This window comes from Candidatus Pelagibacter sp. PS_43 (genome assembly GCF_059417795.1).
On the sequence record NZ_CM182066.1, the window covers coordinates 854550 to 868510 of the forward strand.

The window sequence follows — 13961 nt, forward strand, 5'->3', positions numbered from 1 at the left end:
TTTATTAAAAACTACTAAGCACTCTTAAAATTCCTATAATTGAAATAACAATTAAAAAATAAAATACTACTTTTCTATATGTTTCTTCTTTACTTTTAATAAAAAATTTATTTCCTATGAAAACTCCAATTGGTAAAATAATGATTAGTGGTATAGTTCGATAAAAAGTAGTTAGATCTACAATTCCACCTGTATAACTTAGAGTAAAAGCATATACGTCGGTTAAGAAAAATAAAGCAGCTAATGAAGCTCTTATAACTGCAGGCTGAATTCCTATAACCAATAAAAATAATGCCACAGGCATTCCACCTAATGTTGCAAATCCATTCACAGTTCCTGAAATTCCACCCGTAATAATTTTACTATAAAAATTATTAAGTCTCTTATTCAAATAACCTTTCATTAATAAAAATGAAAAAAAAATAACAATTAAACAAATAAAAATATGTGTAATATTTTGTGGAAGATATTTTAGTAGATATAAGCCTACAGGTGAGCCTATAGCTATCCCTACTAATAACTGAAACACAAATTTCCAATCGACTTTATTCCATACGTATGGAATCATAAAAATACTAATTAGCACCTCTAATATTAAAATTACTGGAACTATTTCAATCGTAGGCAATACAAAAGAGAAACCAGAAACACAAATGGCAGAAAAACCAAAACCATTAAATCCTCTAACTATTGAGGCGATAAAAACTACAAATAATATAAAAATTGCACTTGAAAGACTTATCTCAAGTAATGAGAGAAGACTCATTTAGAAAATGTATTTGTCCCCTAAATAAAGAGCAAAACCAATCATCATTCCTAATAATATATATTTCATAATTGGTTTATTTTATTTCTATTTTCTCTGGAAGTATACCTTTTGGACGATATCTCATGATCAACAGTAGTCCTATTCCCATCATCAAATATCTAAAATATGGAATACTTTCTATTAAATGAACTTTTAATACATGGGCATTATCTAAGCCTGATGTAAACATATTGATTAAGAATAAAGCAATTGGTGCAGCTTCTATCCATAAAAACCAAACAACAAAACCACCCAAAATTGCTCCAAAATTATTACCACTACCACCAACTATAACCATTACCCAAATTAAAAAGGTATATCTCATTGGTTGATAGCTTCCTGGGGTAAATAATCCATCTTGTGTAACTAGCATAGCTCCAGCCAATCCTACTATCGCTGATCCTAAAATAAATATTAACAAATGTTGTTTAACAACATTTTTTCCCATTGCATTTGCTGCTTCTTCATTATCTCGAATAGCCCTCATCATTCTTCCCCATGGAGAGTAAAGTGCTTTTTGAGTAAAGATTAATAAAATAACAACAACAATTAAAAATAAACCTGAATAGCATAGTTTAACAAATACAGATGATCCTTCTATTACTAATTGATTGAGGGCTGCTTGTTTATCTGAAATGCTTGAAATTACATCTAGCTTACTTGAATTAAATCTAGCTACTAAATTAACAAACCATTCTTTAGTCTGTAATTCAACTTCATAGGGTGCAGGTCTTTTTAAACCAATTACATTTTTAACACCTCTAGTTAACCAATCTTCATGTTTAATAATTGCTATAACTATTTCTGATATTAAAAGTGTTGCTATAGCTAAATAATCAGCACGTAAACCAAGTGCAACTTTACCAACTATAAATGCAAGACCAGCTGCAAAAAAAGCACCTACAATCCAAGAAAACATAATAGGAAGTCCCAGTCCACCAAGAAAACCTGTTGTTGCTGGATTTACATTTTCAATGGCTTCAATACTTGATTGAGTGGTAACTTTTATTATTATAATTCCTGAAATAATTATTAAAGCGATTCCATATGTTCTAAATTTAGACTTTTGAAAGTGCTTTAATATAAATTTTACAATAAATATCATCGCAATTATTAACCATAAAGCCATAAGAATACTAAAACCTCCTGCAACCCATGCTTCTTGCACTGGATCTACTGAAATTAGAACTGCAGCTAATCCTCCAAGAGCCGCATAACCCATAAGGCCAAAATTAATTAAACCTGCGTAACCCCATTGAATATTCGCACCCATAGTCATGACTGCTGAAATCAAGCACATATTAAAGATAGAAAGTGCAACATTCCATGACTGAAAAATACCAACAAAAATAATAAGCCCTAGCATGATTGTATAAGCTAAAATTACATTTAAATGTTTTCTCACAAAACTTTTCCTTTAAAAATACCATTAGGTCTATAAAGCAAAACAATAATTAATATTGAAAATGATACAGCAAATTTATAATCAGTTGAAAGTAGTTGTACTAAACTTTCAGGCTCCATACTTGCTGGCAGAATATACATAAAGAATTTCTTATATGCATAGGTTAAAAATATTTCTGAAAAAGCTATTACATATCCACCTAAAAAAGCTCCAAATGGATTTCCAATTCCACCAACAATGGCTGCAGCAAAGATGGGCAACATATTGTTAAAATAAGTAAAAGGTTTAAAGCTTTTGTCTAAACCATATAAAGCTCCTCCAATAGTTGCTAAAATACCAGCTATAATCCATGTAATCATCACTACTCTTTTAGGATCAATCCCTGACAATAAAGCTAAATCTTCATTATCAGAATAAGCTCGCATACTTTTTCCTGTTTTAGTTTTGTTTAAAAACCAGAATAAAGTTGAAACCAACACTATGGTTATAAAAATTGTTAATACCTGACTGGATTTAATTGCTAAACCTTCATTAAGTCCTGTCATCTCTTTAAATTCACCTGCCTTGATAATAAATCTCTCTCCATCATAAAATCTTCTATCTGCTGGACTAATTATTATTCTAACAATAGCTTGTGTTACAAACATAACACCAATACTAACCATTGCTAATTGAACAGGAGGGCTTTTGTTTGTTCTGTAATATTTAAATACGAATTTATCAACTAAAAGCATGTAGAAAATTGTCAAAACAATTGCAAATGGAATTGCAAGTAAAGCAGTAGGCAAAACACCAAGGGAAATTCCCAAAGATTGAAAATACCATGTAAATAAAATAGTAAACATTGTTCCAAAAGCCATCATGTCCCCAGTTGCAAAGTTAGCAAATCGTAAAATTCCATAAATTAAAGTTACAAATATTGCTCCTAATGCTAATTGCGATCCGTACGCAAGTGCTGGCATAAAAATATAATTTAATAATAAAATAATTGCGTTTAAAAAATCCATATTATTTATCCACCTAAAAAAGAGCTTCTTACTCTTGGGTCGTTTAATAAATCTTTTCCAGTTCCTGAATATTTATTCTCACCAGTAACTAATACATATCCTCTGTCAGAAATATTAAGTGCTTGTTTGGCATTTTGTTCAACCATTAAAATTGCAACATTAGTTCTCTTTACTTTTATTATATGATCAAATAATTCATCCATAACAATTGGTGACACTCCTGCAGTAGGTTCGTCCAACATTAAAACAGAAGGTCTGATCATCAATGCTCTTCCAAGGGCTACCTGTTGTCTTTGACCGCCTGATAATTCTCCAACTAATTGATTTCTCTTTTCTCTTAAGATGGGAAAAAGTTCATAAATCTCTTCCATAATATTTCTAAAATTATCATCTCTTAAGTAAGCACCCATTTCCAAATTTTCTTCAACACTCATACCTGAGAAAACATTTTTGGTTTGGGGGACAAATGAAATTCCTTCTCTAACTCTATCTTGTGGTGAGAATTTTGTAATATCTTTGCCATCAATTACCACAGATCCAGATTTTAAATTTAATAGTCCAAGCATTGCTTTCATAGCTGTTGATTTGCCAGCACCATTAGGTCCAAGAATAGAAACTATCTCTCCTCTATTCACATCCACAGAACATGAATTAATAATATCTGGTCCACTGCCATAGCCTCCAGTCATTTTTAAACCTTCAAAAAAAGCCATTAGTTCTCATCCTTTAATTTTGATCCTCTGCCTAAATAACTTTCTATAACTTTTTCATCCTTCTTAGCTTCTTCAGCGGTTCCTTCAAATAAAACTGAGCCTTCCGCCATAACAATAACAGGGTTACATAATCTGCTTATAAACTCCATATCATGCTCGATCATGCAAAAAGTATATCCCTCTTCCCTATTTAATTTATATATTGCAGTTCCAAGGTCTTTTAATAAAGTTCTGTTAACACCTGCACCAACCTCATCAAGTAATACTAATTTTGCATCAACCATCATAGTTCGTCCAAGTTCTAACAATTTTTTTTGGCCACCAGATAAATTTCCTGCTAATTCATTTGATAAATGTGTCAAATTTAAAAAATCAACTACATCCTGAGCTTTTTGTTTTACAGCAAGTTCTTCAGTTCTAACTAGACTTGGTTTCATTAAAGCAGTCATTAATTTTTCACCTGATTGATTTGCTGGCACCATCATTAAATTCTCTAGCACTGATAGATTTGTAAACTCATGTGCTATTTGAAAAGTTCTCAGTATTCCTTTGGAAAATAATTCATAAGAAGGAACATTGGTTATATCTTCATCATTAAAAAATACTTGTCCGGTTGATGAATTTAAGTTTCCTGCAATTAAATTAAACAGTGTTGTTTTTCCAGATCCATTTGGCCCAATAATTCCAGTAATTGTTCCTTTTTTAATATTAAAAGAGCAGTTTGATACTGCAGCAAGTCCACCAAAATATTTAGTAAGGTTTTTTATTTTTAAAATATCTTGGCTCATAAAATTTTACTTACTTAATCTTTTATGAATACTATTGAGTGTTTTGTCTAATTTCTTATAAAACCCTAGTTTAGTTAATTCTCTAACACCCTGCTCATTTAATCCTTTAGGTGTTTGTGACTCTTTTACTAAATATTTTAAATCTTTTTTAGAATTTATAACTGCATCTTCTGATAAAGCTAAAAATAAAGATGTAATGTATTTTTGTGCATTTTCTCTTTTAATACCCTTTTTTACCAACCAATTACTCATTACGTTTAATAATTCATAAAAAGGTGCCATCATTCCAGATATTGACCAAAAATTTATTGATAATTTTTCATTTTTAATTTCAACGGTCGTTCCAATTTTATTGAAAAAATCTTTTACTCTTTTATTAGGTGGACAAATAGGAACGGGTCCTTTTTTTAAAGAAATTGGAGGCAAAGGTATGGCTCTTACTATTTTTGCTTTTACCTTAATTGCTTTTTTTAATTCTAATAAAGTGATTGTTGAAATAAAACTAATAATTATTTGACTGGATTTAAAGTTAAGATTTTTTATAATTTTTTCACCTACAGTTGGTGTAATTGATAAAAAAACCCAATTGCAGTTATCCACTATTTCTTGATTGTTTTTAGCAATCAATACTTTTTTAAATTTTTTATTAAGTTGACTCGCAATTTTTTTATTACGAGGTGATATTATAATCTTATTGAATTGTATTTTTGAGTTACAAATACCTGTAATAACTGAAGATGCTATTTTACCAGTGCCTATAAAACCTAATTTCATTTTATAAATATAACAGCATTTATTTGAATAACGTGCAAAAAAAAAGCCCCACTTAAGGGGCTTTAAATTTTAAATTAATTGAATTATTTAATTAGAATGCTTTACCAATTGAAAGTTTAGCACCATATCCAGTTATACCGTCTGCAGTTACTGATTTAGCACTGTCAGCTGTATTGGTTAAAGTGGCACCATCAAATTCCATATAGGTTGCTTCAACTCTTACAAATGCACTATTATCTAAATCTGCATTGTAACCTAGACCTACAACAAAACCATCAAGTGAAGTGTCCCCATAAGCACCGCCTGTTGCTAGTACTTCATTAGTTACAACATCTACTTCCATGTAACCAGCTTTAGCATAAACGTTGTCGTTTAAAGCAATTGTTCCATAAACAGTCATCATATTTTCAAAATCAATTTGTACTTTGTTAAGACCTGTAGCTGAGCTATCTGATGAAGTTTGTGTGTTTTCAGTAGTTTCAGATTCTAGAGAATGAGGAACGTAATCTAGTCCTAAAGCAAATTTACCAAATGACTTTTCAACAAAGATTGATGCTATTCCAAATAATCCCTCTGCTTCATCACCATCTGAAGATGCGTTCTTTGTTAAAGTAGACCCTGCACTACTTGAGTGTGAACCTGAAAATTTCTCAGATGCGCCATCTACTTCAAAAACTCCTGCTGATAAAGATAATCCAGCTCTCATTTCAGCTTGAGCTGTAACTGCTAAAAGCATGAAACCTGAGATTAATGTTATTAGTTTTTTCATATTTTTTACCTTTTTTAATTAATTAGCTAATTGTGCGTAATTCATACATTAATTTAATTAAATTAGTACATTTTTTAACTGTAATAAATATAAATAATATTATGTTGTATTTTTACAACAATAAACTCTATAAAATAATGACTATTAATAAGTAAAATTGACTTTGATAAATAAAATTAATTTTTCAATCTTTAATTGAACAAATTACATACAATTTTTCAATTTTAATTGAAAAAAGAGCCTCTGATTCTTAATAACTCTCTACTTAGTTCTTTATTTTCCTTAAAGGGCCTTCTTCCATGTAGCCAAAAATAATTATTAGCCACAATGGTTGATCCAGGTACTAATTTAGTGATTACTTTATTCTTACTCTCTTCTAAAGCGTCTGATAATTTTTGTAAAAAAATTCCTTGATCCATATTTTTTGGTTCAGGGAATTGATCAATATAAGAAATATTTGGCTTACCGTTATCATCTGTTGTGAAAACTGGATGTTCAACTTTATATTCTATATTTTTACTTTTAGGAGATCCCCATACAAAGTTTTGTTTTCCTATGGGGTCATTAAATAAATCCTCACAATGTTCCCAGTCATCAAGATGCAACATTGCTGTTTCTCCTCCTTGGACATTTTGTTCTTCAATTTTAGTCATCAAAAGCCAATCTGTAATCTCTTTAACATATGTCCCATCTGTATGGAGATCCATATTTGTGTAAGCTTTTCTTAAGTACGAGTCACTTTTATCTTCATGTTTAACGTGAAATCTTGCATAATATTTTCCAGCCATGGCGTCATGGTTTGGATTGCCAATTAAATATGCAATTGCTGTTGATAATTTAACCAAAAAAATATCATTAATTTTTGAACTAATATTTTTTGGACCTATTATAAAACAACCTGTATTTCTATCTCTAATTATCGAGTTAAGTAATTTGCTTAACTTATTAGAAGTTAAATCATCTAAACTTTTAGCAATAGTAAATCGAGTAAATGGTTTGTATTCTAGAGCAGTAATATCAAATTTATTAAATGGAAATATTAATTTTTCTAAAATTTCATCGTTAATTTGAATGTTAACTATTCTTTTTGAACTTGGGTTTTCTGTTATGGTTAGTTCCGGTATGTCTTCCATTATATAAAATTACTTAATAATGTCATCATAATAGCAGAAATAACTGTTGGATAAACAAAATTTCTTTTTGAAATAAAGAAAATAAATAAACAAAATAGAACAACTAAAACTCTACTGGTATAAGTTGCATCAGATAATACTCCTACAGGAAATATTATTGTTCTAGCAATTAATGCAGCTAGTGTTGAGTATGCCAGACAATTGAACCATCTAAATAATTTTGAAGTCTCTTTTATTCCTTTCGATGAAATCACACCTAAAAATCTTGATAAAAAAGTTGCTAAAGAAGTAACTAAGATTGCAAGAACTACACTAGTTGACATTTAGTTCTCCTATAAAATAAGCAATCGTTCCACCAACAAGTCCACCTAATAAAATTGACCACTCAGGTGAAAAAAAATAAAAAATTGGCCCTAATATCAAACCTAATATTACAGAAAAAGTAATTTGAATTGTTTTCATTGCACCAACCATCATACATAAAAAATAAATTGGATTTAAAATTGCTAACCCCATCATCATATTTTTATCCAAATAATCAGATGCATAAAATCCTATAAATGTTCCTATTACTGCTGTAGCCCAAGTAGCGCAGCCAATCCCAATCCAAAAATCTATCCTATTTTTTTTGTCTACACTTTTGTAATTACTTTTCATTATTAGCCATGCTGAGACTGCTATAAAATGACATGAAAAATAATATTTCCATTTAGGTTGGCTTTTGTGCATCATCAATGGAAATAAAGAAACGGCCATTGGATATAGTCGAGCATTAACAAACCACACAGCTAAAAAAATATTTAATAATGATGCCCCAACTAACAATGACTCTGCCATAACTAGTGACCCTGGCAAAGCATAAGTTAACATTGTTGAAAAAATACTTTCCTGAATATTAAAGCCTAAATTTTTAAGAAGTGCCCCTATAGCAATAAAGCAACATCCAAGTGCTAATGCAGGACTATCTGGAGCTAATATAGATTTAAAACCTTTAAAGAAAAATTCTTTATTAATCATTAACCGCCAAGGAATAATCTACCCACATCAGGATTTTCTAATAAATCATTCCCTTTGCCAGCAATAGCAGTCTGACCTGATACTAAAACATAACCAATATCAGCAAACTCTAACCCTTTTTTGGCATTTTGTTCCACTAGAATAATAGTTTTCTTTTCTGTTTGTTGAAGATCTCTTAATATTTCAAAAACCATATCTATATATCTTGGTTCTAAACCAATTGAAGGTTCGTCAACGAGCAATACGGAAGGCTTCATAACTAGTGCTCTAGAAATTTCTAATAATCTTCTTTCACCACCTGATAAAACTTTTGCAGGTTGATTTCTTCTGTTTCTTAATCTTTCATATTTTTCAAAAATTCTTTCAGCTTCTTGATAAGACTCATCTGTGTTTTCTTTAGTATAGCCACCCATTAGTAAATTTTCTTCAACCGTCATGTCTGGAAAGACTGAGTTATCTTGCAAGATGTATGCTATTCCACATGACTTAAGTTTTTCAGCTGGAGTTAGATGCGTAATTTCTTTACCATCAATTTCTATTTGTCCTGAAAAGATATTTGTAAATCCATAAATAGAGTGAAGGATTGTAGATTTTCCAGCACCATTTGGACCAATTAAACATAGTGATTGAGCTTTGCTTACACACAAATCAAAATTATGAAGAATTTCCATCTTGCCATATCCAGCAGATAATTTTTTTATTGTTACGTGGTTATTATCTGGAGATAGTTTTTTTAGTTCTTCCGGTCCTGGTGCTTTTCCTAATACATCATATTGATTTGACATTATTGTGCTCCCAAGTAAGCGTCTAGCACACGCTTATCATTTTTAATTTCATCTGGAGTTCCATTTGCTAACATTTGTCCATGTGCTAAACAAAAAACTCTTTGTGCTAAATTCATAATTACTTTCATATTATGTTCTATAACTAACAAGGTAATCCCATAGTCTTTATTGACACTAATTAAACGGTCAATAATTCCATTAATTAATGTTGGATTAATCCCAGCTGTTGGTTCATCTAATAAAAGCATTTTAGGCTCATTCATTAAGGCCATCGCTAATTCTAATAATTTTTGTTGTCCAAAAGAAAGGTCTCCCGCTCTAAGTTTTCTTTTTTGATGAAGTCCTACAAACTTTAATAATATTTCTGCTTTATCAGTCAAATCTGAAGGTATTTTTTGGAAAACTGTTAAAATTCCATCGTTTTCAGGTTTGTGACTAATTAGCATATTTTGAATACAGTTTAATTTTCCATAAATTCGAGTTTGTTGAAAAGTTCTAAGCAATCCAAGTTTAGCAATAACTGGTACGGGTAATTCAGAAACTTCTCTATCATTAAATTTAATTGATCCACCATCAATTGGATAAGTTCCAACAATAGAATTAAATAAAGTTGTTTTTCCAGATCCATTTGGCCCAATTAATCCAACTATTGAACCTTGCTCAACTGACATAGAAATATCTACATTGGCTTTAACACCACCAAAAGATTTACTTACATTGGATATATCTAATATTGCCATTACTTTAATTCTACCTGTGCTGTTCGGTCTGCTTCATCAATTACCTCTCCAAATCTTTCAGGGTATTTTTCTCTTAACCATCCCATTAAGCCTTCTGGAAAATAAACAACGATTACAATAATTAAAACTCCAAGAGCCACATACTGCCAGCCTAAAAAGTAAGTCCAAAAACCTTCTTTAAATAAATGAAATAAAACAGCACCAACAAGTGGTCCCCATAAAGTTCCTTTGCCACCAAGAATTGCCATTAACACCATGAATACTCCAAATGTAGGTCCAGCAAATGCAATTTCATTAGGTTCAATGTAACCATTAATATGACCCATTAGTCCTCCTGCAATTCCAACAAAGAACGCTGATACCATCCAACCTATAATTTTATACCTCATAGTGTGAATGCCCATTGCTTCAGCTTTATCTTCGTTATCTCTTATTGCATTTAAAACTAATCCAAATCTCGTGCTGTAGGCCCACTTTAAAGTAATAAAAGTTATAACTGCTAAACCAAAACTTAAATAATACATAAACTGTGACGATGATGCATTAGATCCTAAATCTTTTGGCCAAACCGGAACTGTCATACCTTGTCCTGCTCCAATAATTTCAATTCCACCAGCAATTTCGCCAGCAGCAATTCCTAAGGCTAAAGTACAAATTGCAAAGTAATGCCCTCTTAAACCTAAAATTCCATAACCAATTACTCCTGCAATTATTGTTGGTATAATTCCTGCTAACAATATTCCAACACCAAACCCTTGAAAAAATTGTGGGACTGTATGAACAAAAGTTTTTTCTCCACCAGCATCTGTCCACTCAGCTAATGAAAAGAACATTGCTATTTGTGTACTTGAAGCAACATACATTCCAACTCCAAAAAATAAAATATTTCCAAATGTATTGTAACCCATTTGTCCCCCTTGAACGTCCCAAGTCATCGCAAGTACGATTAAAATATAAAGAAACGACATCTGAAGTTTGTAAGCAGGAAATATAAATGCTCCTACCAAACCAAAAATTATTAAACCCGCGTATAAAAGAGTATTTTTATTCATTATTTTAGATATTCTCTTTTTCTTGATAATTTAAATCTTCTATAAACTAAAATTAAAACAAGTAACGAGAATACAGCCGCTATTCTAAATTCTGTTCCTAGTAAATAATCTGCCCATTCTTCAAATATTCCGAGACCCATTCCTGACACTGCTACAGCTGGTAAATTTCCAAGTCCAGCAATGATTACAATCATGAACGATCTAACCGTGTAAGGTAATCCTGTGTATGGATGAAGTGTAAACGTGATCGCAACACAAGCTCCTGCTATTCCACATAGAGCAGCATTTATTCCAAATGTTGCTGCATAAACTTTTTCTGTATCTACACCTAAAATTTTAGCAGCTCTTGCATTTTGTGCGGTTGCTCTAATTGCTCTACCTAATTTTGATTTTCTCATATAGATCACCAAAATAACTGCAGTTATGACACAAACAGCGCCTGCAAATAACTTAGCATTAGGAATTGTAACCATATCATTAAATAACGTTGTTGTTCCAAAATCTGATTGAGCAACAACTACGTCTGCACCAAATGCAAAATTCATTAATTGTTGTGCTAAAATACTAATTCCAAAAGTTGCAAGAATTGATGTAAATAAATCTTTATCTACAACTTTATTAATAACCAATTTATACATTCCCCAACCAACGCAATACATTACAATTGGAGATACAATTATCCCAAAGGCTGGATGAATTCCTGAGAGATACATAAAGTAAGCGATGTATCCACCCATAATTACTAATTCACCTTGTGCGATATTTATTATATTCATCACGCCCCATTGCAAAGCCATTCCATAAGCAATTAATGCAAACAAAATACCAAGAAGTATTCCATCCATTGATGCTTGGACCATTAGTATTGGTGCTTGAAAAATTAGAAAATCCATAAATTCTTTAAATGTTTGTAAAAAAATGCCCCCTACAAGTAGAGGGCATTTAAATTATTTGAGTATTTATCTTTCAGACCAAGATGGAATTGGGTGTACCAACTCAGCTGATGCCCATTTTGTAGGAGCAACAACTTTGTTTTCACACTTACTACCATCATCGTTACATGACACTTGGAAAAGTACCATTGGCTTAGAAACGTTCTGTCCACCTTCTGCAAATTTTATGTTCCCATAAAAAGTTTGCATATCAGTTGCGGCTAAAGCGTCTCTAACTTTTTTAGTGTCAAATGATTGTGCTCTCTCGAACGCATCTTTAAATACTAATAAAGCAGCTGACGACTCTGCAGCTTGGTATGGCGGTGCATAACCAAATGCTTTTGTAAAATCTGCATCATAGGTAGTTCCATCTTTAAAGAAATCATCTTTGTAAGATAATGATTTATGCCATTGCGAAGCACAAAGTGCATACTCAGAAGCTTTACCATGCATCTTAGATAATTTAGCAGCATCACAGTGAGTCATTGCTAACATAGGAACATCAACTTTCATTTCTGAAATTTGTCTAACAGCTGTTAAAGCTCCTTTTGTGTGACCTGAAACCACAAGAACATCTGGTTTTACAGCTTTTACTTTAGATAAAGTAGCAGCCATATCATTAAGTTCTTTCGGTAACTTATCGTCAATGATGATTTTAGAACCTGTTCTTTTAGCAGCATCAAGAATACCTAATCTCACATCTTGAGAAAAGGCATCTTGTTCAAATGCCATTGCAATCTTAACTGGTTTTCCACCGTTTTTTTCAACTGCAAGGTCAATTGCTACATCAAGATATAAGTTTGCTGGAGCAAGCACTGCAAATAAATATTTATAACCCTTAGTGAATAACGATCTAGACGCACCGTTTGCTTCAACCATAGGAATTCCATATTTTTCAGTTACAGGAGCCATAGCTTTTGTAAGTCCTGAGCTATAAGGCCCAAGCATGTATTGAACACCATCTTGTTGAATTAATCTTTCTGCAAGTTGTGCTGCTCTTCCAGAGTTTGACTCGTCATCATAATAAATGATTTCAAACTTGTAAGTTTTTCCACCAACTTTAACACCCCCCATGCTGTTAATTCTCTCTACGGCTAAGTTATAGCCATTTTGAGTGTGAACACCATTAGATGAATATTTTCCAGTCAATGAAACAGCTGCACCTAAAATAATTTTATCCCCAACAACCTTCGCGAAAGATATTGTTGAAGCTGAAATTAAAAGAGCAATTGCAGAAACTAACGTAATTAGTATATTTCTGATTTTCATTTTTATTTCCTTCTATTAGTTTTAAATTTAAAGAAATATTAAACCTTTAAATGTAATTCTCCGCAAGTACTTAAAACAAAGTGTGACCTAATATTTTTGAATAAAAGCTATAATTAATGCGATTATTATTAATACGCACGCTGAAATTGTATTAATGGTTTTTGGATTTGCTTGTATCCAAACAATTAACTTTCTAGCAAGCACAGCATAAGCAACTAAAGATAAAAAATCTAAGACTACATATGTTGTGATTAAAATTACAAATTGGACAATATAATTTGAATTAAAATCTATAAACTGTGGAAAAATTAAAGGAAAGAACATCCAAGCCTTTGGACTTGTTCCTGCAACTAAAAAACCATCTTTAAAGAATGAAAAAAAACTTTTTGATGAAATATTATTTGAGTTTATATCTTTTGGTCTTGAATTATAAATATCATAAGCAAGATAAAGCAAATAAACTATTCCAATCCACTTAAAAATATTTAAAAAGTTTGGATTATCAACAAAAAAAGATCCAAGAACAAAAATTACTAAAGTTGCTTGAATAAAATTTGCAGTAACGTCTCCTAGTGCTGTCCAAATACATTTTTCAACCCCATAATTCATAGAATAAGAAATGATCACAATTCTAGGAGTTCCAGGGGTGATAAATAGAAATAAGATTATCTGTAAAAAGAGGAAATAATTTAAAGGTAGCATTTTGGGATTTTTAGGATAGTCCAAAAAAACCGGGAGCTAAAGATGGCTAAGATGGACTATCTAGACC

16 protein-coding genes are annotated in these 13961 nt (G+C 31.3%); all 16 read right to left on the minus strand.

The genetic code is table 11. The features are described 5' to 3' along the window. Nucleotides 1–4: 4 nt before the first annotated feature. Nucleotides 5–766, minus strand: coding sequence for a sulfite exporter TauE/SafE family protein (locus AC5SLL_RS04705; RefSeq protein WP_494586279.1), 762 nt, complete (start codon nt 764–766; stop codon nt 5–7). Nucleotides 767–842: 76 nt separating this feature from the next. Then, nucleotides 843–2174 (minus strand): branched-chain amino acid ABC transporter permease, encoded by a 1332-nt coding sequence (locus AC5SLL_RS04710; protein WP_494587070.1) that lies wholly within the window; start codon nt 2172–2174, stop codon nt 843–845. 35 nt (nt 2175–2209) lie between these two features. After that, nucleotides 2210–3220, minus strand: coding sequence for a branched-chain amino acid ABC transporter permease (locus AC5SLL_RS04715; RefSeq protein WP_494586280.1), 1011 nt, complete (start codon nt 3218–3220; stop codon nt 2210–2212). Nucleotides 3221–3225: 5 nt separating this feature from the next. Further along, on the minus strand, nt 3226–3933 hold the full coding sequence (locus AC5SLL_RS04720; RefSeq protein ID WP_494572804.1) for an ABC transporter ATP-binding protein: 708 nt from the start codon (nt 3931–3933) through the stop codon (nt 3226–3228). Continuing rightward, a complete protein-coding gene (locus AC5SLL_RS04725; protein ID WP_494586281.1) occupies nt 3933–4721 on the minus strand; it encodes an ABC transporter ATP-binding protein in 789 nt (262 codons plus the stop codon). Before AC5SLL_RS04725 ends, AC5SLL_RS04720 begins: the two co-directional genes overlap by 1 nt. Before the next feature lie 6 nt (nt 4722–4727). Continuing rightward, on the minus strand, nt 4728–5495 hold the full coding sequence (locus tag AC5SLL_RS04730) for a pyrroline-5-carboxylate reductase (protein WP_494586282.1): 768 nt from the start codon (nt 5493–5495) through the stop codon (nt 4728–4730). Between the two features lie 91 nt (nt 5496–5586). Continuing rightward, nucleotides 5587–6264, minus strand: a complete 678-nt coding sequence (locus AC5SLL_RS04735; RefSeq protein WP_494586283.1) for an outer membrane protein — start codon at nt 6262–6264, stop codon at nt 5587–5589. A 224-nt stretch (nt 6265–6488) separates the two neighbouring features. After that, on the minus strand, nt 6489–7397 hold the full coding sequence (gene glaH / locus AC5SLL_RS04740) for a glutarate dioxygenase GlaH (protein ID WP_494586284.1): 909 nt from the start codon (nt 7395–7397) through the stop codon (nt 6489–6491). After that, a complete protein-coding gene (locus tag AC5SLL_RS04745) occupies nt 7397–7720 on the minus strand; it encodes an AzlD domain-containing protein (protein ID WP_494586285.1) in 324 nt (107 codons plus the stop codon). Before AC5SLL_RS04745 ends, glaH begins: the two co-directional genes overlap by 1 nt. Continuing rightward, nucleotides 7710–8414: an AzlC family ABC transporter permease gene (locus AC5SLL_RS04750; protein ID WP_494572810.1), complete on the minus strand. Its 705-nt coding sequence runs from the start codon at nt 8412–8414 to the stop codon at nt 7710–7712. Before AC5SLL_RS04750 ends, AC5SLL_RS04745 begins: the two co-directional genes overlap by 11 nt. After that, nucleotides 8414–9199 (minus strand): ABC transporter ATP-binding protein, encoded by a 786-nt coding sequence (locus AC5SLL_RS04755; protein WP_494572811.1) that lies wholly within the window; start codon nt 9197–9199, stop codon nt 8414–8416. The genes AC5SLL_RS04750 and AC5SLL_RS04755 overlap by 1 nt, the downstream gene beginning before the upstream one ends. Then, on the minus strand, nt 9199–9939 hold the full coding sequence (locus AC5SLL_RS04760) for an ABC transporter ATP-binding protein (protein ID WP_494572812.1): 741 nt from the start codon (nt 9937–9939) through the stop codon (nt 9199–9201). Before AC5SLL_RS04760 ends, AC5SLL_RS04755 begins: the two co-directional genes overlap by 1 nt. Continuing rightward, complete coding sequence (locus tag AC5SLL_RS04765) at nt 9939–10991, minus strand: branched-chain amino acid ABC transporter permease (RefSeq protein ID WP_494572813.1); 1053 nt, start codon at nt 10989–10991, stop codon at nt 9939–9941. Before AC5SLL_RS04765 ends, AC5SLL_RS04760 begins: the two co-directional genes overlap by 1 nt. Next, nucleotides 10991–11884, minus strand: coding sequence for a branched-chain amino acid ABC transporter permease (locus AC5SLL_RS04770; RefSeq protein ID WP_494572814.1), 894 nt, complete (start codon nt 11882–11884; stop codon nt 10991–10993). The genes AC5SLL_RS04765 and AC5SLL_RS04770 overlap by 1 nt, the downstream gene beginning before the upstream one ends. A gap of 66 nt (nt 11885–11950) precedes the next feature. Beyond that, entirely contained in the window at nt 11951–13192 is a 1242-nt protein-coding gene (locus tag AC5SLL_RS04775) for an amino acid ABC transporter substrate-binding protein (RefSeq protein ID WP_494572815.1), read from the minus strand. 87 nt (nt 13193–13279) lie between these two features. Then, nucleotides 13280–13894: a LysE family translocator gene (locus tag AC5SLL_RS04780; protein WP_494572816.1), complete on the minus strand. Its 615-nt coding sequence runs from the start codon at nt 13892–13894 to the stop codon at nt 13280–13282. Nucleotides 13895–13961: the final 67 nt, after the last annotated feature.